We start from the raw sequence: 21080 nt of genomic DNA on the forward strand, positions 1-21080 counted from the left end.
GTGAGCAGCGAAGATACGTTCGGCCAGAACGACTGGCTGGTTGAGGAGATGTTCCAGCAGTACAAACAGGATCCCAACTCCGTTGACGCGGAGTGGCGCGATCTTTTCGAGAAGAAGGGCACCCCGCCGACGGTGACAAACACCCCGGCACCAAAAGGTTCCCCGAAGACTGCGACGAGCGTCACCAGCTCCACGAGCGCTCCTACCCAGGACGGCCGTCAAACCCAGGTAGACCGCGCAGCCGCCGAAGCAGCTCCAAAGCGCACCAAGAAGCCGACCGCTTCCCCGTTGGACAAGCTCGATAGTGTCAAGGTCACTCCAGGCGAGGAACAGCTCAAGGGTGCGTTCCGCGCTATCGCGAAGAACATGAACGAATCGCTCGAGGTGCCAACCGCCACCACCGTGCGCGATATGCCGGTCAAGCTCATGTTTGAAAACCGCACGTTGATCAATGAGCACCTCAAGCGCACTCGCGGCGGCAAGGTTTCGTTCACGCATATCCTTGGCTACGCAATCATTCAGTCCACCAAGCTCCACCCGGACATGAATAAGAACTACAAGGAGGACGGCAAGAAGTCCTTCGCAGTTCAGCCTGAGCACATCAACCTGGGTCTAGCAATCGACCTGCCGCAGAAAGACGGGTCCCGCTCCCTGGTCGTCGCTGCGATTAAGGAGTGCGAGAACAAGTCGTTTGCGGAGTTCGTCGAAAGCTACGAAGACATTGTGCGTCGCGCGCGCGACGGCAAGCTCACGATGGACGACTTCTCTGGCGTAACCATTCAGCTGACCAACCCGGGTGGCATCGGTACCCGCCACTCGATTCCGCGTCTGACAAAGGGCCAGGGCACCATCGTTGGTGTCGGCGCAATGGACTACCCTGCAGAGTTTGCAGGTGCCAGCGAGGACCGTTTGGCGGAGCTGGGCGTCGGCAAGCTTGTGACACTGACCTCCACCTATGACCACCGCGTCATCCAGGGTGCAGAGTCTGGCGAGTTCCTGCGCGATATTTCGCAGCTCCTCGTCGACGATAAGTTCTGGGATTCCGTCTTCGAGTCCCTCGAGATCCCGTTCCTCCCGATGCGCTGGGCGAAGGACCTGCCGAATTCCGGCGTGAACAAGGACACCCGTGTCATGCAGCTCATCGAGGCGTACCGCTCCCGCGGCCACCTCATTGCTGACACGAACCCGCTTCGTTGGCGCCAGCCGGGCCTGCAGCAACCGGACTCGCGTGACCTGCTGATGGAAACCCACGGCCTGACGCTGTGGGACCTCGACCGCACGTTCCACGTCGGTGGTTTCGGGGGCAAGGAAACAATGACGTTGCGCGAGGTGCTTAGTCGCCTACGTGCTGCCTACACCCTGCACGTCGGTGCTGAATACACCCATATTCTCGACCGCGATGAGCGTGAGTGGCTGCTCGAGCGCATCGAGGCTGGCATGCCGAAGCCGACGAATGCTGAGCAAAAGTACATCCTGCAGAAGCTCAATGCTGCTGAAGCATTTGAGAACTTCCTCCAGACGAAGTACCTCGGCCAGAAGCGCTTCTCCCTCGAGGGTGCGGAAACACTCATCCCATTGATGGACGCGGTGATTGATACCGCCGCTGGCCAAGGCCTCGACGAAGCTGTCATCGGCATGCCACACCGTGGTCGCCTGAACGTGCTGTTTAACATCGTGGGCAAGCCTGTCGCTACGATCTTCAACGAGTTCGAGGGCAACATGCAGTCCGCACAGCAGGGTGGCTCTGGCGACGTGAAGTACCACCTCGGCTTCGAGGGCAAGCACATCCAGATGTTCGGCGACGGCGAGATCAAGGTCTCGCTGGCCGCGAACCCGTCACACCTCGAGGCTGTTGACCCAGTGCTCGTCGGTATTGCCCGCGCAAAGGCGGACACGCTGCGTGAAAACGGTGTTCGCGACGACAATCCAGTGGTTCCGATTATGCTGCACGGCGACGCCGCATTCGCTGGCCTCGGCATCGTACAGGAGACGCTGAACCTGTCTCGCCTCCCTGGCTACTCCGTTGGTGGCACCGTCCACATCGTTGTGAACAACCAGATTGGTTTCACCACTACCCCTGACTCTGGCCGCTCCTCCTACTACGCCACCGACCTGGCCAAGGGCTTCAACTGCCCAGTGTTCCACGTCAACGGCGACGACCCGGAGGCAGCCGCCTGGGTTGCTCACCTGGCAACCGAATACCGCCGCGCCTTCGGCAAGGACGTCTTCATCGACCTCATCTGCTACCGCCTGCGCGGCCACAACGAGGCAGACGACCCGACCGTGACGCAGCCAGTGATGTACGACCGCATCCACTCCCACGACTCGGTGCGTACCCGCTACACCAAGGACCTCATCGGCCGTGGCGACCTCACGCAGGAAGAAGCCAAGATCGCGGCACAGGACTTCCACGATCAGCTTGACGCAGTCTTCTCCGATGTCAAGTCCGCTGAGGGCAAGCCAAGCGAGCAGACCGGCATCACGGACTCGCAGAAGCTCACTCGTGGCCTGGACACCTCGATCAGCGAGGATACGTTCAAGCGCCTTGCGGATTCGTACGGCAAGCTGCCTGAGGAATTCGAGCCGAACAAGCGCCTGAACAACGTGCTCAAGAAGCGCGGTGGTTCCTTCGAAAACGGCGACATCGACTGGGGCTGGGGCGAGCTGCTCGCTTTCGGTTCCCTTGCAGAGCAGGGCAAGTTTGTCCGCCTTGCAGGTGAGGACTCACAGCGCGGTACGTTCACGCAGCGCCACGCGGTGCTCTACGACCCGAATAACGGCACTCCGTACAACCCACTCGACGCAAACGCGGAAGAACAAGACAACGGCGGACGCTTCGAGGTGTTCAACTCTGCACTGACCGAATATGCAGGTATGGGCTTCGAATACGGCTACACCCTTGGCAACAAGGACGCTGTCGTCGCATGGGAGGCACAGTTCGGCGACTTCGCCAATGGTGCACAGACCATCATCGACGAGTACTTGTCCTCCAGCGAGACTAAGTGGGGCGAGCTTTCCAGCATGATTGCCCTCCTGCCACACGGCTACGAAGGCCAGGGCCCGGACCACTCCTCCGCCCGTATCGAGCGCTTCCTCCAGCTGGTCGCCGAGGGCTCGATGACGATTGCCCAGCCGTCTACCCCGGCAAACCACTTCCACCTGCTGCGCCGTCAGGCGCTCGGCGAGATGAAGCGTCCGCTCGTCGTCTTCACCCCGAAGTCGATGCTGCGTAACAAGGCGGCGGTCTCGCAGCCTGCAGACTTCATCGAGGTGGACAAGTTCCAGTCAGTTATTGACGACCCCGAGTTCGTACAGCGTGGCAACGTCAAGGTTGACGGCGCAGATCACGACAAGGTCACCACGATCTTGCTGTGTTCCGGCAAGATCTACTACGAACTGGAGAAGCGTCGTAAGAAGGATAAGCGCGACGATGTCGCCATCATCCGTATCGAGATGCTGCACCCGATTCCATTCAACCGCATTCGGGATGCGTTCGAGAACTACCCGAACGCGAAGGAAATTCGCTGGGTTCAGGATGAGCCTGCTAACCAGGGCGCATGGCCGTTCTACAACGAGCACCTGCGCACACTGATTCCGGACATGCCTGAAATGGTCCGCGTCTCTCGCCGTGCGCAGTCGACCACTGCAACCGGCGTGGCGAAGGTCCACCAGGAAGAGGAGAAGACTCTGCTGGATGAGGCGTTTGCGAAGTAACTAGCGCTACGCACAATGGCGCCCCAACCGCTTACTGCGGTTGGGGCGCTTCCCTGTTGCGGATTCACTCATTTGGCTTGCGCCTACGGAGTAGTTGTCGCTTCGGCTTCCCCGCCGTTGGCATCGGGGTTTTCAACGTTGATGCTGGCGTATTCACGGAGCCAATCCGCAGTAACAGCGCGGGGTTCTTTGCCCTGCTCGACTTCCTCGCTCATCTCTTCCAACTGCGCTGTGCTGAGCACGCGCGTCATCGCGTTGATGCGCCTGACTTCCTTGCGAGCAAACTTTGATTTGTAGAACAGCGGGATGACGCTGTTAGGAAGGTGCTCGAGCTCCACGTACGACGCACAGCCCTGCGCAGGGGAAGGGTCAACCGATTGGATGTTGCCGGGCAGCGCACCCGCAAGAAGAGCGAACGTCGCTTCTGACGGATCCGCACCGTCGAGACGATCGTGCGCTATATCGTTGTCGAGCTCCTTCGCTCCGTGTGCGTCTAGCGCTTGCAACAGAACACCAGAGCACGCAACGACCATATCGACGTCTTCTTCTTGCAGCAGTTCGGCTGCATTTCGGGAGTAGACGTCATTGAGTGGGACTACCCCGGCAGGATGTCCCATCGCTGTAATGATCTCGTAGTAGATCTCCCCCAGCACTACCTGTTCAGGTTCTGAGGTATCAATTCCGATTTTGACGATGTTGCCGCGGGATTCGCCGTTGACAAACTTCACCGGTGAAAGCGAGTCATCTGTGCAGCCAGTCAACCCGCCGACAAGGCTCGTTGCCAGTGCCGCAGCAATCAGTGTACGGAGAGGACGCAGGGACACCATAAATACCTTCTTCGTAGTGTGCTCAGACGAGCCTGGAAAACAGAGTTAGTCTAGCGCGCTGCGTTGTCTTCGGAGGCGTCGCTATCGGTGGCCGACGGCTCAGTTGGCCGTCCAGTGACGCGCTGTGGGTGCATTGCGGCGATCATGTCGCGGGCTCGACGCGCAGCGTCAGGTGCGCAAAGCACATCGTATCGGCGTGCGACGATGCTTGTCGCTGAGGCGAAGTCACGCTTTCCACCTGTAAACGCGTAAGCGATAGCTGCGAAAATTGCTCCGAACACGCCACCCATCGCGACGCACGAGGCGAAGATGCCCCACCCACCTTCTTCCGCGAACAGCGAGAAAATGATGCCGATGAACATGCCCATCCACAGGCCCGATAGTGCGCCGCCACCAAGTACCTTGCCCCACGTGAGGCGGCCCGTAATACTCTCAACCTGCATCAAGTCCACACCGACAATTGTGAGCTTCTCTACCGGAAATTCCTTGTCCGACAGCGTGTCAACAGCTTCTTGCGCCTCCTGGTAGGTATTAAAACTGCCTACCGGCCACCCTGTTGGCACTTCGCGCGCTACCAGGCGGTTGTTGTTGAGTTGGGCCATTCGTTGTCACTCCTCTGCTCGTATGAACATCCAGCTTCTCTGACTATACTGAAGCCCGTTATGGCAAACGCAGAACTCATTTCAGAATCCCAGGTCCGCGAAGCGCTTGCTCGCGTTGACGATCCCGAAATTGGAAAACCCATTACCGAACTCGGGATGGTGGAGTCCGTACGTATCGACGGGCCCAACGTCACCGTCGGCATTTACCTCACCATCGCCGGCTGCCCGATGCGTGACACCATCGAGGGCAACGTCCGCGCAGTCGTAGAGGAAATCGACGGCGTGGAGAACGTGACAGTCACGCTTCACACTATGAGCGCGGAGCAGCGTCGCGAAATGGCCTCGAAGCTGCGTGCACAGCAGCCCGGGCCCGACATCCCTTTCGCTGACCCGTCGTCGCGCACCCGGGTGTTCGCGGTAGCTTCAGGCAAAGGTGGCGTCGGCAAGTCCTCGATGACAGTGAACTTGGCCACTGCAATGGCAGCACAGGGCCTCAGCGTCGGAATTGTCGACGCCGACATTTACGGACACTCCGTCCCTGGTCTCCTCGGCTCTTCCGACATGGGGCCGACTGTGGTCGAAGACATGATCATGCCGCCGATCGCACACGACGTCCGCCACATCTCTGTGGGGCAATTTGTGGAGGGCAATGCCCCTGTGGTGTGGCGTGGACCGATGCTCACCCGCGCAATCCAACAGTTCCTGTCTGATGTGTACTGGGGCGATCTTGACGTACTCTTCCTTGACCTTCCACCGGGGACCGGCGATGTGGCGATCACAGTGGCGCAGCTGATTCCAAATGCCGAACTGCTCATTGTTACCACTCCGCAAGCAGCCGCAGCTGAGGTCGCTGAGCGTGCCGGCACAATTTCTCAGCAGACTGAGCAGCGAATTGCTGGCGTCATCGAGAACATGGCCGGGATGGTCATGCCTGACGGCTCCGTCATGAATATCTTTGGTGAAGGTGGTGGCCAGCAGGTTGCGGAGCGCCTGACCGCGCTCACAGATAGTGACGTGCCGCTGCTGGGTTCCATCCCGTTGGATCCGAAGCTGCGAGAAAACGGTGACACCGGAACCCCTGTCGTCACAGCAGAACCAGACTCCCCTGCCGCTGCGGCGATCCAGGAGATCGTCACCAAGCTGAAGATTCGCCGTAACTCACTTGCTGGCAAGTCCCTCAACCTTGGTGTGAAGCACACTGACGAATAGATCGGTGGGAACTAGGTAACGTCAGCCCAGGAGAATCCCCCTCCACTGGGCTGCCCCCCGTCCTCCGGCCCTTTCTTTGCTCTGGACTGTGGCTTTGATGGTTGGCGAGCCGGAGGCGCATCGTCTTCCATCATTTTGCGCGGATCAAAACTTTCGAGAAATTCCTCGTCATCTTCGAAGAAAAACTTCGCCATCGCGCGCTTTGGCCCCATAGACGCGTACTGCGACACCGTATCCAGTGGCTTGCGTAGCTCCTCAAACTCCTCGAGCTCACCGTTGAGCTCCCGCTTCGCGTTGTTGATCGCCTTGCGCGCAGCGTAAATGGCTGCGCGGACATCCTCGATAACGCTTGGGAGCCGCTCCGGACCAATCACAATGAGGCCGATGATCAGGATGAAAAAGACTTCACCCCAGCCAATACTGGAAAACACGGATCACATCCTACTCTCGGTGCCGCAGCGCCCGAAGCGTGGCGTCAACGGCGGCCACAATCGGTGATCGTTCCTTGTGATGAGCATCTTCACCGCAAGGCTCGGCAGGTTGTATCTCGTGGCACAGACCGCTGAGCTTCGCCACCAGCGAATCTGGGGCTCGCAGGTCGTCATCCTTGCAGGCCTTTACACGTGCGGACGCTCGCCGCTGCACAAGAACATCTTGGAAGCACTCTGGGCACTCCAACATATGTTTCATAGCGCGACGGCTTGCAGAGCGCGAAAGTTCACCGTCTGCGAAAGCTGCAATTGCTTCAGGGTTCAAATGCTCAGTGGAACAAAACGCTCGCATCGGTAACGCTCCTTTCGCATCCGTAGTCAACCACTATCTCGCGCCCTAGCGTAGTCGAATTAACTCTTCGGTGGCGACGTCATGCCGCGCCTGCTCCTCGAGCGATTCACGCAGCTGAGTTCTACCGCGATGGATGCGTGAACGGACGGTACCCATCTTGACTCCAAGCGTCTCAGCGATTTCTTCGTACGTCATACCGACGACATCGCAAAGCACCACGGCAACGCGGAAGTCCGGACTCAATTCATCGAGTGCGTGCTGCAGGGCAGGATCGAGGTGCGCGACGTTATACGCCTGCTCCGGAGTCATATCAGTGCCGGGAACGCGCTCATAGTCTTCCGGGAGTGCTTCCATCCGGATCTTCGCCCGGTGGCGCACCATATCAAGGAACAGATTCGTTGTAATCCGATGAAGCCAGCCACCGAACGCACCCGGTTGGTAACTCTTTAAGTTACGGAACACGCGGATGAAGGTTTCTTGCGTAAGATCTTCCGCGTCGTGCTGGTTACCTGAAAGACGGTACGCAAGACGATACACACTGTTGGCGTGCTCTGCGACGAGCTCAGCCCACGAAGGCATCGCCCCCACCCCAGCATCAAATGCAGCCGTACCGCGCAAATCTTCGGGCGCGACGGAATCATGTTGGGCGGCAGCATCATCAGGTTGCATGCTTCATATTGTGGCAGATTGAAATCCCATTCACCAACGGAAAAACGTAAAGGTTACTGCATGCGCGTAGCGCACACGCTGTGAGGACAGTTCTGGTTATGATGTTGGCTGTGAGTGCGACCGCTTTTGATCAGTTGACAAATTACATCCATCAGTCTTTCACTGATGCCGAGCAACAGCCGTTCCCTGCTGCTTTCCGCGAAGCGTTGAAGTACGCCAGCGTAGAAGCGCAGGAGAACGGAGTCCGTGCGCCGTCGGTCATCGTCGGCACGTTACTTTCGACGCTCGCTGCAGCCTGCCCAAGTGGTCAGTCGCAAGGCGCAGTCGCCATCACTCCGGCTGCAGGCGTCGTCGGGCTCCACTTGCTGCGTGGTCTTCCAGAGCGCGCATCGCTTACCTGCATCGAACCCGAGGTCACGCTACAAACCGGCGCAAAGGAGGCATTCCGTGCCGCCGAGTACCCAACCTCCCGCACACGTTTCCTCACCGCGCGCCCGCTTGAGGTTATGGGCAGGCTTGCGAACGACGCATACCACCTCGTTTACGCGGATGTCTCGCCGATCGAGTTCACCGCGGTTATTGATGCCGCGTGGCCGCTCCTCAGCGAGGGCGGCACGCTGATTCTCGCCGACTCTCTGCTGGACGGTACTGTCAGCGATTCGACACGCAGGGACCGCGAAACCGAGGCAGCGCGAGAGGCAGATAGGTACGTGAGCAGCCTCGCCGCCGACCACGGAGCGCTCGTATCGCGCCTGCCTCTCGACGGTGGCCTGACCATCATTACGAAGCGCTAGCTCTACGTACGCACGAACAAGGCCCGCTCGAACTTCGCTGAGCTTCGAGCGGGCCTTGCCTATGAGTGTCAGTTATTCCTGCACCACCTGATTTTTGCCGACGACCACTACGCCGTTGTCCGAAACAGTGTAGCGTTTGCGGTCCTTTTCAAGGTCGACGCCAATAATTTCACCGTCAGCTACATAGACGTTCTTATCGAGGATGCAGTGGCGGACCACCGCCCCTTTACCGATGCGCACACCTGGCATCAGCACAGAACCTTCAACGGTCGCGCCTTCCTCAACACGCACATCCGTGGAAAGCACTGAATTGCGTACGGTAGCGCCCGAGATGATTGATCCCGACGCCACCATCGACTCCTGTGCGATACCGCCCACGACGAACTTCGCTGGTGGAAGGTTGCCGTCCTCTGTGGAGTGAATCGGCCACGTCGAGTTGTACAAGTTGAACACTGGGTACGAAGAGATGAGGTCCATGTGCGCCTCGTAGAAAGAATCAATCGTACCGACATCTCGCCAGTATCCCTTGTCGCGCTTTGTCGCGCCGGGTACTTCGTTCTGCGAGAAGTCGTACACGTTTGCTTCGCCCTTGCGCACGAAGTACGGGATGATGTCGCCACCCATATCGTGATCAGAGTCCTCGTTCTGCTCGTCCTCGAGCAGCGCTTGAATCAGTGGTTCCGTAGAGAATACGTAGTTACCCATCGAAGCGAACGTCATATCCGGATCGTCCGGGGTTCCTGGTGGATCCGCGGGCTTCTCCAAAAACTCGGTGATGGTGCCGTCCTCTTCGGACTGGATGCAGCCGAACGCCGTAGCTTCTGATCGAGGCACGCGGATACCGGCCACCGTTGCAGCCTTGCCTGACTTGATGTGGTTCTCCACCATCTGCGAAGGATCCATCCGGTAGACGTGGTCTGCACCAAAGACCAGCACGTAATCCGGCTTATCGTCGTAAATGAGGTTGAGCGACTGCACAATCGCGTCTGCAGAGCCGTTGTACCAGCGCTTGCCACGACGTTGCTGCGCCGGCACCGATGCGATGTACTGCGGAGTCGGGCCAGATACGTTCCAAGCCGTCGCCACGTGCCGGTCCAGCGAGTGCGACTTGTACTGTGTCAACACTGCGATTCGCATGTACCCAGCGTTGACCAAGTTCGACAGAACAAAATCAATTAATCGATAGTTGCCTCCAAAAGGAACGGCCGGTTTAGCTCGGTCCGCGGTCAACGGAAACAGGCGCTTCCCTTCGCCACCGGCAAGGACAATTGCAAGTACTCTAGGCTGACTTCTCACGCTTCCGAGCCTATTGAAAACTTCGTGACCTTGCAGCCTTTTGCCTCCTAAAGTGGGCAGCGCTACATTTCAGTTTTTGCTTTCCTGCACCGACGTGAATTCGTCACTATGCTCGGGCGGTATGAGAGTCGGAATGATGACCAAAGAGTATCCTCCCGAGATTTACGGGGGAGCCGGAGTCCACGTCACAGAGCTCACTCGCTTTATGCGGGAGATCGTTGACGTCGATGTTCACTGCATGGGCACTCCCCGCGACATGAAGGACGTTTACGTCCACGGGGTTGACCCTGCCCTTGAAAACGCGAACGGTGCCATCAAGACCTTATCGACGGGCCTTCGGATCGCCCACGCCGCCAACAATGTTGACGTAGCTCACTCCCATACGTGGTACGCCGGGCTCGGTGGCCACCTCACAGGCCTCCTCTACGACATTCCGCACGTTGTCACTGCGCACTCTCTCGAGCCTGACCGCCCTTGGAAGCGCGAGCAGCTCGGCGGTGGCTACAACGGATTACCACTACCCTGTTGATCATTGGTGCGGCGAACCTCGCATCCGTGCGCTGGTTCGGCGAGCTGGAGTTCGCATTCACGCTCATTAAAGTCGTCGCCGTAATGGCGATGATCATCGGCGGTGCTGCCATCCTCGCATTTGGTTTGGGTACCGACCCAGATACGACCGGAATCTCTAACCTCTGGAACGACGGTGGCTTCTTCCCGAACGGCATCGAAGGCATGATCGCAGCGTTCATCCTCGTGCTCTTCGCATTCGGCGGAACTGAGATCATCGGCGTCGCCGGCACCGAAGCAGACGATCCGGACCGCTCGATCCCAAAGGCCGTCAACACCGTACCGCTGCGCATCCTGCTGTTCTATGTCCTCGCCATCCTGGTTATCTTGATGCTCAACCCATGGCGCGCAATGACCGGCGAAGAAAGCCCCTTCGTTCAGATCTTTGACACACTTGGCGTGAACTGGGCCGCTGCACTGCTCAACTTGGTGGTCATCACCGCTGCCCTTTCTGCAATTAATGCAGACCTGTTCGGCACTGGGCGCGTGCTTACTGGCCTGGCGAAGGAAGGCCTCGCCCCGAAGATCATGAAGCGCACCATCCGCGACATCCCAGTAATGACGACCATTACCCTGCTGCTCGTACTCATCATCGGCGTGGTGCTCAACGCGCTCTATCCGAACATCTTCGAGACCATCGCAGCGCTGGCCACCTTCGCAACCGTGTTTGTGTGGCTGATGATCCTGCTGGCGCACGTCGCATCTCGTCGCAACATGTCCGCGGCAGAGCGCGAGACCTTGAGCTTCCCTGTACCGTTCTGGCCCTACGGGCAGTGGTTCGCGATCATTTTCATCTTGTTCACATTCGGCATCATGGTGTGGCTGCCGCAGTATCACATGGCGCTCGCCGTAGGCGTTGCATTCGTGGTCATCATGACTGTGCTCTACTTTGTCACCGGGCGCCCAAAGGCAGTTGCGGAAGCGCACGTTACTTACGAGATGAAGTAGAACATAATTTCGAATAAAAGTATCCATTGTCTGCTGTGCACGCTATCCTATGCCTACACATTCCAAGTTTTAGCCAGAAGGAGACGCGATGCGCCTGTCTACGGTTACTTCCGAGCCCACGTTGACCTCTATAGAGATCTGCGCTGGCGCTGGAGGCCAAGCACTTGGGCTCGAGCAAGCAGGTTTCCAGCATCTAGCCGTGGTGGAAATCGACAACTGGGCAGCAGAGACACTGCGAGCCAATCGCGGCTGTGACCATCCCCATCCGTGGCCAGTACGCGAAATGGATGTACATGACTTCGACGGCACCGTATGGCGCGATCAGGTCGATCTCTTTGCAGGTGGCGTTCCGTGTCCGCCCTTTTCCATCGCGGGAAAACAGCTCGGCGCAGACGACGAGCGCGATCTGTTTCCGCAAGCCCTACGACTGGTAGGAGAAATCAATCCAAAAGCCGTCATGCTGGAGAACGTCCGAGGCCTTGGCCAAAAGCGGTTTGATTCCTACCGCAATGAAATTGTCAGTGAGCTCGATCGGATGGGTTACACCACCTACTGGTCACTGTTTCAATCGGCAGACTTCGGTGTCCCCCAACTGCGCCCACGGTTTATTTTGGTAGCCCTGAAACACGAGTTTGCCGAGTACTTCGAATGGCCAACCCCGAATATGCATCACACATCCGTTGGTAGCGCACTTCGCCACCTAATGGGAGAAAATGGCTGGCCGGGAGCGGACGCATGGGCAGATCAAGCCGATACGGTAGCACCGACGCTCGTTGGCGGATCAAAGAAGCACGGTGGACCAGACGTTGGCCCGACTCGAGCAAAGGCAGCATGGAAGAAGCTCGGCGTCCGAGGAACTTCGATCGCAGACAGCGCACCAGGCCCCGACTTCCCTGTCGATGACCCTGACAACCTTCCCCGCCTTACCGTGCGGATGGGCGGCGTTATCCAAGGGTTCCCTGAAGATTGGGATTGGCAAGGTGGCAAGACCGCCCAATGGCGCCAAGTCGGCAATGCATTTCCGCCACCGGTTGCGGCTGCAATCGGCACCGCAATCAAGGACGCACTGCTTTCCTGCAATGCCGTAACGAAAGCCCCCGAGGTGGCCCCACAACTGGCGCTTCAAACGCACGCATAGGATCTGCTCATGACACACAACCTTGATGGCGATTTTTCCCATGAACTCGCCGAGCTCTTCCGTAACGAGTTTCCCGACGGCGAAGCAATGGGAAGAATATTTCGACAAACTTTCGACCAGGCCTATGACGGCCAGCACACGGGCCGGTTCGACCCAGCGCAGCTGAGCAAGACAGAACTTGCCCACATTGGATCGTTGGTTGAAATTAACATTCGCCGAGGGTTTGACGGCACTATCACGGACGGCGACAAGATGGATTTCAAGATCCTCGGCCATGAAGTTGACTGTAAATACTCCAAGAACCCCTACGGCTGGATGATCCCGATGGAAGCAGTTGGCCACCACGCCATGCTCTGCCACGCAAATGAGGTTACTTCCACTTTCCGAGTAGGCTTCGTCAAAATCACCGACGACATCCTCACCGCAGGTGGAAACCGTGACCGCAAGCGAACCATCATGGCAGCAGCACGCAACAAAATTGCGTGGGCCTGGTTCGATCACCCGTACCCGAATAACGTGCTCCTCCATGCGGATGAGGAAACTGTCGCCAAAATTATGGAATTGCCTTCTGGGCAACAGCGCCTCGACATGTTGTTTCGCTCAATCCAGCAGGTGCTCATTCCGCGCGGCATCATTTACACTGTCGCTCAGCAGAAAGACCCAATGAAGCGCATTCGATACAACGGCGGATCAAGGTCACGCCTCCAGGAGGAAGGCATCTTGATCCTTGGGGACTACCGGCGCCACCAAGCTATCGCAGAGGCCCTCTGCCTTCCGATTTGCAAGAATGGCGATAGCCTCGCCGTACGAGTAACTCCAGCTGAACCGCATTTTGTTGGTCCTGCAGTAGATATCGAAGGTCAAACTTGGCGAATCGCCACGGGCGCCGACTCACTCCATCGTGCGCCACGCCTCCCCTTTTAATACCCCAAAGCCATCAATGCCCGGTTATGCCCGCCTATTTCCGTTATCTTGGTTACATATTTCGATTGGTATTCCCATTGTGGTGGAAAATCTGCAATGATGGGTAGCGGAACATAGTTTTACTGGATTCAGGAGAGATCACATGACTATCACCAATCCGTCTACCCCGTCGAACAACATCACGCCAGGCAACAAGATTGTCTTGATTGGTGCTGGTGATGTCGGCGTCGCGTTCGCATACGCAATCCTCAACCAGGGTATTTGCGACCACCTCGCAATTATCGACCTGAACGAGAAGAAGACGTGGGGTGAGGTCGAGGACCTCAACCACGCAATGCCGTACTCAGGCCACAACACCAAGATCACGGTCGGCACCTACGAGGACTGCCGCGACGCAGCGCTCATCGTCAACTGTGCAGGTGTTGCACAGCGCGACGGCGAAACCCGCCTTGAGCTCGTGGGCCGCAATGTGAAGATCTTCGAGTCCATCAACAAGGAAGTGATGGCCAACGGCTTCAACGGCATCTACCTGGTTGCAACCAACCCTGTCGATGTCCTGACCTACGCCACCTGGAAGCAGACCGGTCTTTCCTCCGCACAGGTCGTGGGTTCCGGCACCATCCTGGACACCGCACGCTGGCGCTGCAACCTCGGCAAGTACTTCGGTGTTTCCGCAAGCTCTGTCCACTCCTACATCATCGGTGAGCACGGCGACACCGAGCTGCCTGTCGTGGCATCCGGCTCCGTCGCTGGCGTTTCGCTACGTCGTCGTCTGGAGAAGGAAGCAGAAACCGATCCGAAGATCTACGAGCGCATCGACGAGATGTTCGTCGCAACCCGCGATGCCGCCTACAAGATCATCGAAGCCAAGGGCTCCACGTCCTTCGGTATCGGTGCTGGCCTTGCACGCATCACCCGCGCAATCCTGATGAACGAGGACGTCGTACTGCCAGTCTCTGCTCTCCTTGAAGGCCAGTACGGTCAGGAAGACATCTACATCGGCACCCCGGCTGTTATCAACCGCAACGGTGTCCGCGAGGTTGTCGAGCTGCACCTTGAAGATAGCGAGAAGGAAAAGTTCGATCACTCCGCCAACACCCTTCGTGGCGTGATGGTCGAAGCTGGCCTCACCGAGGCATAAGCCTTTCCCATACCCTTCGATTGCGCCCGCCGGACACACCCCGGCGGGCGTTTTGTCTGCGTTAGTCCTCCGCCCGGAGGTGCCTCGTTACGTCCAGAGCATCATCGCCGCGTGCAAGAGCGTCAAACGTGGCGCAGCAGGCGTCGAAAAGCTTGACGACGTCCTCTTCGTCTACATCCGCGGTGTCGAGCACCAGCGCGTTCGGGTCATCATCTTCCTCGGCAGGCGCGAGCGTCACACACTGCCCACCAGTCTGGATATCACCTAACGCGACCTGGGCCGCGAGAAGCGAAACGCCAGTAACCGCGGTGGCCCCGACTTCTGCCAGCGGTGCGCACCGTTGCACATCTACCTGCCCCAACGTTTCCGGTGCTGCACAGACGGTGATCGCCACCGGGGTGTCCTGCAACACCACATCGGAGGCTTCTCGGTCGAGTAGAAGGCTGGATTCAGACACAACGATGTGCTCAAGTGCGTCGAAGTACTCGGGGTAGCGCCGTGAAAACTCGGCGAGGTTTGTCAACGGGCCCGTGCAAATCAAACACAGGTCCCGTGTACCTCGTGCGCACGCGTCGGCCCACAACAGGTCCCAGTCATTCGCGACGTAGCGATCTGGGACTTGGGCGTCACCCAGGCCAGCATCGCGCGTCGGTTGATGTTTTGGCGCGTCGCAACCTGCTGCGACCGCAACAGCGGGCAGGCCGCAGCGTGCCAACACCCACGCAGCATGCTGGGCACATTGCGCAGCTGAGGCGCTACCGCTTGAGGTTGTCACGCACTCCAATTCAGCCTGCCCACGATGGTGCGCAGCAACGACATATGCCAACGCAAGCGTGTCCTCGACCCCTGGGACGCAGTCAATAATAATTCGCACCGTGCTCCTTTACGCAGTGGACCTGTGCAGAGATTCCTTACCGTACATTGCCCAGAGCAATAGAGCGACCAGAGCAACTACTCCGCAGGCGCCAAACGCGATAGCAAAGCCGAACACCTCCGCCAGAAAGCCGATCACAATCGGTGCCGCAATCTGGCCGGAGTCCTGCACCATCTGATAGGTAGAAATTACCTTGCCACCCGAGCGGTCATTGCCGATGATGTCAGCTAACGTCGCCTGCGAGGCAGGACTCATCAACCCACCGCCAACACCCGCGCACGCTGAGACCAGCAACAGCACCCACACTGTCGTGGCGAGTCCGAGTGTGCCCGTGAATATTGCCGAGACCGCAAGACCTGCGAGAATGCAAGGACGACGTCCGATTCGGTCAGCCAGCCGACCAGAAAACTGCAGCGTGACGCCCGTGCCCAGCGCGAACGCAGTCAACGCAAGTCCGGATGCCGCGCCACCATTTGCAAATATCGCCGCAGCGAACAGCGGAAGGACCGAAACGCGCGCACCGAAGTTCACAAAACCATTTGTAAAGGCGACGGCGAGCAACGCACGGTACGTGGGTTGCTTCCAGGCTCGGCGCAGTGGCATTGGCGGCCGCTGTATTCTCGGTGTCTCTGGCTTGTGTTGCCGAGACGTAGCAACCCACACGATAGTTGCCGCAAGACCGACACCAACACCGTAGACTGCGAACGGAATTCGGTATCCAAGGAAACTGAGTCCAGCGCCGATGATTGGCCCGAAGATGTTGCCAAGCAAGAATGACGATGCATAAAGTGCATTCGCTCGCCCACGAATGCTGGGAGGAATCACGCGAACGATGAAGGCCTGTGCGGAGAGCGTAAACATCGTGGATCCGAAGCCGGCGATAAAGCGCAACGCCAAAATATGCCAGTACGCCTGAGCAAACGCCACGGCAAACGTTGCAGTCGCAACAATGCTCAACCCGGTGAGGTACACCGGCCGTGATCCGAGCTTATCCACCAGCGCGCCCGCGCCTGGCGCGCCAAGCAAGCGAGCTGCTGCAAACACGGAGATCACCGCTGCAGCGGCCGCCATGGACACGTTGAAGCTGGCGGCGAATTGTGGCAACACCGGGGCGATGAACCCGTAGCCGAGCGCAATGATAAACGCTGCGGTGCACAGCACCCATATCACTGATGGCAGCTTTGGTGACGCGCCGCCCTTATATGTTTGTTCCGTCATACCAGCGACAACACTAGTCTTTCTTCGCGTTCGCGTCCCATTACGCAATAACATTAGCACGGTTGTTCGAATCCATGGGTGATTTGGCCACTCCATGTCTAGCTGCTCTCGTACGCTTCGAAGCATGTTCTACGAATCAACGATTGCTCAAGAAATTATTCATCGCTTTGACGACACCGTCCAAGCCCTCAGCGCCACAGTCAAGCACCCTCGCTCTCTTGCACGACCGACTGGCTCGTGGCGCCCGCCGGTCATCGCATTGCCGCGAGTCATAGACAAGCAACACATCAACCTTGCGCTTACGCGGCGGAGAGTCGGCCCGCGGGCTCAGGCGATGGTGCAAGGTTACGGAGCGTCTGCGCGGCCCGCGTACATCATCGAAGCACGATTCACCGTCCAGTCGGGTGCGCCGGTCAACCCCGCGGTAGCTGAGGGCTGGATGCGCGCGCTCTACCCCGACGCGACGGAGGACATGCTTCATCTTCTGCCACACCCATACGCGGCAACGTATGTCTGGCTAGTCGACGGCCACTTCGATCCCGTCCGCTCTCCTTCATCCCTGTTCGCCGGACTGAACGTAGCGTAACCGGCTGGCTACTGCCCCGGTTCGTCGTCAAGCGGAAGCATCTGGCTCTCCCAGTCTTCAGCCTGGTCAGCAACCAGATTCAAGACATCAAAAAGCCTGTCGATGTCGGTGAAGCTACCCAAGTTAAGTTCTTCGGGATCTGCTTCCTCATCGTCTCCAGGAACCACAAACTGCACGTGGGCAGTGGCTGTGGCGTCGATAACTTCGACCTCCACGTGGACTTCAGCCTCTGTACCAACTTCTGCGAAGACGAGTTGATGGTTTTCGGCGTCCGGAAAGAATTCAAGCCCGGCGATACGTTCATCTGCAGCCTCGAGCAGGCTGCGGAACACGGTAACCACCTCGTCAGTGGCTATATGCTCAGCGACAGCGGACACAGCATCTTCGGCAGAAAATATAACTGCGACCAATGCTGCTTCAAAGTCCTCATCGTCTTCATCAACGTCAGCAGCCGCGATATACACGTTCGCCGCTGGCAGTTGCTCGTCGATAACAACGAACTGGATCTCAATCTCGGGGGTGATAGGAACAAACATCGTGTCGTCGTGCACACGAGACTCAATACCTTCACGGTCTAGAGCCGCGGCAATGTCTTCTAAAAAGCTCACGAAGAATCCTCTACTCTTCCTCATCGTGGTTGTCACCGGCGGACGATGCCAAGCCTACTGTTCTGGCCCCATGATGCGCATCCACGCTTCGCGGCCCTGCCAGCTACGCATGTCAAAAGCCTCCCATGCCCGGCGTTTGTGACGTTTTGGGTCGTACACGATTGACGGATGTTCGTTGATGATTGCGGTCGCGCGCCCGGGGTGGTCGTCGCCACGAAAATCGTAGCGGGGCCAGTTCGGCCCTGGTTCACCGGTATGAAAGAACGACCCCCAGTTGCGCTGCATCACTTCAACTACTGCTTCAAACGCAACGGTGGAGCCAAATCGGTCGATCTTCGATGAGCGTGTACCTTCCCGATCGCCAAACACCGCCATCAGGTCGGCTGTGTGCATTGCCCCCAACCCGAGCCGCCGCATTGTCGCCGATGCATATTCAAAGCGGTACATCCAAGTCGGAGCCACCTTACGGTGCTCCCCTGCAGCGATCACCGACGGTCCCCAGAACACGGCGTCAGCGAGAAACTCGGCGAAGTCCGTACGCTGGCTCACGTCGCTATACGCCTGGATGACCGCTGTCGCGTTCTTCGCGTCATATGCCTCGAGCAAGCGGCGTGCTGCACGCTGACGGGCTTTCGTCCGCTGATACAGAGCCTTTGCAAAGCTGGCCTCATCCGCATTGGTCCCGATGATCAACGGCACCGACGCCTGTTGCCCGGCGCGGAACATGTCCAGCGGGTGAGCTGGCAGCGTGGTGCCATCGACCGTCGGCATGAAGCTCAAATTCAGTTCGCGCAGCTCGCGGCCAGTAAACAGCATGGACTGCCCCACTCTAACCAGTTCCTCGGCCGGTACCTCCCGGAGGTGCTCGAGGGTAGATAGTCGCGATAGCCCCATGCCGTCAAGAAGTGTCGACGTCCACATCGCGGCCTGTGCCTTCGTATGAACGGAAGAAAGCGGAGTCGACTGGGCGATTGCCCGGTGGAACAACCCCCGAGCCGCCGGGGCGCACATCATATGGATTACTGAAGCTGCCCCGGCTGACTCGCCCATGATGGTTACGTTATTCGGATCCCCTCCGAAGGCCGCGATGTTTTCGTGCACCCACTGCAGCGCGAGGATCTGGTCCAAAATGGCGGGGTTGGCAGCGCAGTCCTCGCCGATACTGCGCAGATCCAAGTACCCAAGCACCCCGAGGCGAAAGTTTAAGGAGACATAGACGATATCGGTGGCATTAGCCAGAAAGTGCCCCTGGAGTACTTTCTCATGACTCGATCCGCTTACGAACGATCCACCATGAAAATAGATGACGACGGGGAGTACGTCGTCCGTATCAGGCCGAACGATGTCTGCGTGTAGGCAGTCCTCGGTGCCGATTACTGTGTCTTTCCACCCGAAATTCGTCTGCATCGCAGGTGGCCGATAGTTGGTTGTGGTGCGCACACCTGACCACGAAGGCGCAGGCTGTGGGGCCCGAAATCGGTTCTCACCGCCCATATCTGCACCGTAGGGTACCCCGCGCCAAGTGCGAACCCCGGTTTGTGGATCAATAGTGCCAGCAACGATTCCCGAGGTGGTCTGCACCTGGAGGTGCTCCTGCGGATTGTTGCTGTTGAGATGCATGCCTTTTAGCCTAGCCCGGAATTCTGTCTATTCTCGTGGAGTTTCTAAGGCGGGTACGATGAACGCTCGTACCAATAATTAATAAGGAGAAAAACACACAGCATGTTAGAAAAGTTCCGCAAAGACAAGCACGAAGACGACGAAACTGTAGTCGAAATTATTGAAGACGCCCGTGCTGAAGACTTAAGCTCCCTCGAGGAGGAAGCAGGCCCAGCAGGCCGAGCGTTTATCGCAGCAGTAGATAAGGCTGTCCATCTTCAGTCCGGTGCCATTCGGGCTTACGTGAACTGGCTTCGCCGTCAACACCCGGAGCAAAGTCCTGCGGAAATCCAGCACACGATGGACAAGCATTTTAAAAACGTAGTCTCCGCAACAGGTGCAGGCGTGGGCGCAGCAGCCGCGGTTCCTGGCGTAGGGCTCGTCACCGGCGCAGCAGCCGTTGCTGGCGAATCGGTAGTCTTCTTAGACCTCGCCGCGTTTTACACCCTCTCCTCCATGTACTTGCGCGACGTTAATATCGAAGACAAAGAGCGCCGACGCGCAGGCGTGCTCACGGTCATGATGGGCGCCCAGGGCGTTGCGATTGTTGACACGTTGCTCGGCGCGGACCGAGCTCGGCCGAGGGAGTTGGCGTCGAAAAATGTCCTGACGCGCTTTGCTGGCCCGGGCCTCGCCGAAGTCAATGGCATCCTGTCTCGTGTGGCCATGAAGTCGTTTACGAAGCGGTTCCGCCGCGCATGGATTGGCAAGATGCTGCCTCTGGGGCTCGGCGCGATCGCGGGCACCGCCGCCAACCGCAAGCTTGCCGACCACCTGATGGATAACATCGCCGTCGCCCTCGGCACTCCTCCCTCCCAATTCTTGAGCCCTCTTCCGGAAAAGCCTGACCAGGAGGCGGCCGGCCTCAGCGCGAATCCAAAGAACCTTCTGCGCTGGGTACTCCGACTCTTTGGTGACGACGACAAAGTACGCGACACCAATCAGCAAGAAATTACCAAATAGCTTCGGCTCCGAAGTTCATTCCCGCCTCCCCCAAAACTGAGGCGGGAATCACGCACTTCCATCTTTCGCCTACCCCCGGTAGCACCTCTGCTTTAGTTGGAGATCCACACCCTGCACCGCCGCCGAAGCACAGCGCCCCCTCAAATACGCGAGCCTGCTTTGGCCCCACCTTCTTGGTCCCCCCGAGACTGCACACGAGCGCTTCTCGACAGCTGCCACCGTGAATGCTGCTCGACGCCCACTCTGTACTTCCCCGCACGCCAGGCCAAAGTCGACGGGCCCGCCTCACCTCTTCAAGAGTTCGAAATCAATCAATCACGAGCAAGCAACCGTTCAAATACTTGTTGTCGAATGAGGACGTATCATTGATAACGGTTCTCATGAGACCCTTCTCACTCAAAACGGAAGATATGCCCATTTGTGGTGTATCAACCGCTAAAGGGGGTAGATCTCACAAGTACGAGGGCTTTTCGGGAATGTAAGGTAGCACTACCTAATCCCAGACAATTAAAGTCGTTGAAAAGTTACATACAACCCAAGAAGAGAGGCGAGCACCTGCC

The 21080-nt window shown here is 58.2% G+C and carries 18 protein-coding genes and 2 pseudogenes; 10 read left to right on the forward strand and 10 right to left on the reverse strand.

What is annotated here, in order from left to right:
• The coding region (locus tag ACXIUA_RS06835; protein ID WP_457976431.1) for a multifunctional oxoglutarate decarboxylase/oxoglutarate dehydrogenase thiamine pyrophosphate-binding subunit/dihydrolipoyllysine-residue succinyltransferase subunit at positions 1-3714 on the forward strand (3714 nt) is incomplete at its 5' end.
• 83 nt (positions 3715-3797) lie between these two features.
• On the opposite strand, the gene ACXIUA_RS06840 is transcribed toward ACXIUA_RS06835, so the two are convergent.
• Both ACXIUA_RS06840 and ACXIUA_RS06845 read right to left on the reverse strand, forming a co-directional pair.
• Positions 3798-4538 (reverse strand): hypothetical protein, encoded by a 741-nt coding sequence (locus ACXIUA_RS06840; protein ID WP_457976432.1) that lies wholly within the window; start codon positions 4536-4538, stop codon positions 3798-3800.
• Between the two features lie 53 nt (positions 4539-4591).
• Positions 4592-5143: a general stress protein gene (locus ACXIUA_RS06845; protein ID WP_070976252.1), complete on the reverse strand. Its 552-nt coding sequence runs from the start codon at positions 5141-5143 to the stop codon at positions 4592-4594.
• Between the two features lie 60 nt (positions 5144-5203).
• Here ACXIUA_RS06845 and ACXIUA_RS06850 point away from each other — a divergent pair, with 60 nt between their 5' ends.
• Positions 5204-6352: an Mrp/NBP35 family ATP-binding protein gene (locus ACXIUA_RS06850; RefSeq protein WP_457976433.1), complete on the forward strand. Its 1149-nt coding sequence runs from the start codon at positions 5204-5206 to the stop codon at positions 6350-6352.
• Between the two features lie 11 nt (positions 6353-6363).
• Here the strand turns inward: ACXIUA_RS06850 and tatB are convergent, their stop codons facing one another.
• Genes tatB through sigE form a run of 3 tightly spaced genes read right to left on the reverse strand, consistent with a single transcriptional unit; the run spans position 6364 to position 7804 of the window.
• Positions 6364-6783, reverse strand: a complete 420-nt coding sequence (gene tatB / locus ACXIUA_RS06855) for a Sec-independent protein translocase protein TatB (RefSeq protein WP_070362674.1) — start codon at positions 6781-6783, stop codon at positions 6364-6366.
• A gap of 10 nt (positions 6784-6793) precedes the next feature.
• Complete coding sequence (locus tag ACXIUA_RS06860; protein WP_457976434.1) at positions 6794-7135, reverse strand: zf-HC2 domain-containing protein; 342 nt, start codon at positions 7133-7135, stop codon at positions 6794-6796.
• A 45-nt stretch (positions 7136-7180) separates the two neighbouring features.
• Positions 7181-7804: an RNA polymerase sigma factor SigE gene (sigE, locus tag ACXIUA_RS06865; protein WP_457976435.1), complete on the reverse strand. Its 624-nt coding sequence runs from the start codon at positions 7802-7804 to the stop codon at positions 7181-7183.
• Positions 7805-7905: 101 nt separating this feature from the next.
• Here sigE and ACXIUA_RS06870 point away from each other — a divergent pair, with 101 nt between their 5' ends.
• Positions 7906-8598, forward strand: a complete 693-nt coding sequence (locus tag ACXIUA_RS06870) for an O-methyltransferase (RefSeq protein ID WP_288857872.1) — start codon at positions 7906-7908, stop codon at positions 8596-8598.
• Between the two features lie 72 nt (positions 8599-8670).
• On the opposite strand, the gene glgC is transcribed toward ACXIUA_RS06870, so the two are convergent.
• A complete protein-coding gene (gene glgC / locus ACXIUA_RS06875) occupies positions 8671-9894 on the reverse strand; it encodes a glucose-1-phosphate adenylyltransferase (protein WP_070479448.1) in 1224 nt (407 codons plus the stop codon).
• Between the two features lie 121 nt (positions 9895-10015).
• On the opposite strand from glgC, the pseudogene ACXIUA_RS06880 reads away from it, so the two are divergent.
• From ACXIUA_RS06880 to ACXIUA_RS06900, 5 genes and pseudogenes are all read left to right on the forward strand, one after another.
• Positions 10016-10402, forward strand: a pseudogene (locus ACXIUA_RS06880) (glycosyltransferase); the annotation flags it as partial.
• A 2-nt stretch (positions 10403-10404) separates the two neighbouring features.
• Positions 10405-11409: pseudogene (locus ACXIUA_RS06885) on the forward strand (amino acid permease); the annotation flags it as partial.
• A gap of 88 nt (positions 11410-11497) precedes the next feature.
• Positions 11498-12547 carry a DNA cytosine methyltransferase gene (locus tag ACXIUA_RS06890; protein WP_457976436.1) on the forward strand — a complete coding sequence of 350 codons (1050 nt, stop codon included), beginning with the start codon at positions 11498-11500 and terminating at the stop codon, positions 12545-12547.
• A 9-nt stretch (positions 12548-12556) separates the two neighbouring features.
• On the forward strand, positions 12557-13471 hold the full coding sequence (locus ACXIUA_RS06895) for a NaeI family type II restriction endonuclease (protein ID WP_070479467.1): 915 nt from the start codon (positions 12557-12559) through the stop codon (positions 13469-13471).
• Between the two features lie 142 nt (positions 13472-13613).
• Positions 13614-14612, forward strand: a complete 999-nt coding sequence (locus tag ACXIUA_RS06900) for an L-lactate dehydrogenase (RefSeq protein ID WP_070362663.1) — start codon at positions 13614-13616, stop codon at positions 14610-14612.
• A gap of 61 nt (positions 14613-14673) precedes the next feature.
• On the opposite strand, the gene ACXIUA_RS06905 is transcribed toward ACXIUA_RS06900, so the two are convergent.
• Positions 14674-15486 carry a nucleoside hydrolase gene (locus tag ACXIUA_RS06905; protein WP_457976437.1) on the reverse strand — a complete coding sequence of 271 codons (813 nt, stop codon included), beginning with the start codon at positions 15484-15486 and terminating at the stop codon, positions 14674-14676.
• A 9-nt stretch (positions 15487-15495) separates the two neighbouring features.
• Positions 15496-16704, reverse strand: coding sequence for an MFS transporter (locus tag ACXIUA_RS06910; RefSeq protein ID WP_457976438.1), 1209 nt, complete (start codon positions 16702-16704; stop codon positions 15496-15498).
• 124 nt (positions 16705-16828) lie between these two features.
• On the opposite strand from ACXIUA_RS06910, the gene ACXIUA_RS06915 reads away from it, so the two are divergent.
• Positions 16829-17290 (forward strand): hypothetical protein, encoded by a 462-nt coding sequence (locus tag ACXIUA_RS06915; protein ID WP_070976259.1) that lies wholly within the window; start codon positions 16829-16831, stop codon positions 17288-17290.
• An 8-nt stretch (positions 17291-17298) separates the two neighbouring features.
• On the opposite strand, the gene ACXIUA_RS06920 is transcribed toward ACXIUA_RS06915, so the two are convergent.
• Both ACXIUA_RS06920 and ACXIUA_RS06925 read right to left on the reverse strand, forming a co-directional pair.
• The gene (locus ACXIUA_RS06920) at positions 17299-17898 is read right to left on the reverse strand and encodes a hypothetical protein (protein WP_070362667.1); all 600 of its coding nucleotides are present in this window, start codon (positions 17896-17898) and stop codon (positions 17299-17301) included.
• A 54-nt stretch (positions 17899-17952) separates the two neighbouring features.
• Positions 17953-19518: a carboxylesterase/lipase family protein gene (locus ACXIUA_RS06925; protein WP_256000426.1), complete on the reverse strand. Its 1566-nt coding sequence runs from the start codon at positions 19516-19518 to the stop codon at positions 17953-17955.
• Between the two features lie 102 nt (positions 19519-19620).
• Between ACXIUA_RS06925 and ACXIUA_RS06930 the strand changes: the two genes are divergently transcribed.
• Positions 19621-20520 carry a hypothetical protein gene (locus ACXIUA_RS06930; protein WP_256006431.1) on the forward strand — a complete coding sequence of 300 codons (900 nt, stop codon included), beginning with the start codon at positions 19621-19623 and terminating at the stop codon, positions 20518-20520.
• Positions 20521-21080 lie beyond the last annotated feature (560 nt).

Source organism: Corynebacterium sp. UMB8791, assembly GCF_054166365.1.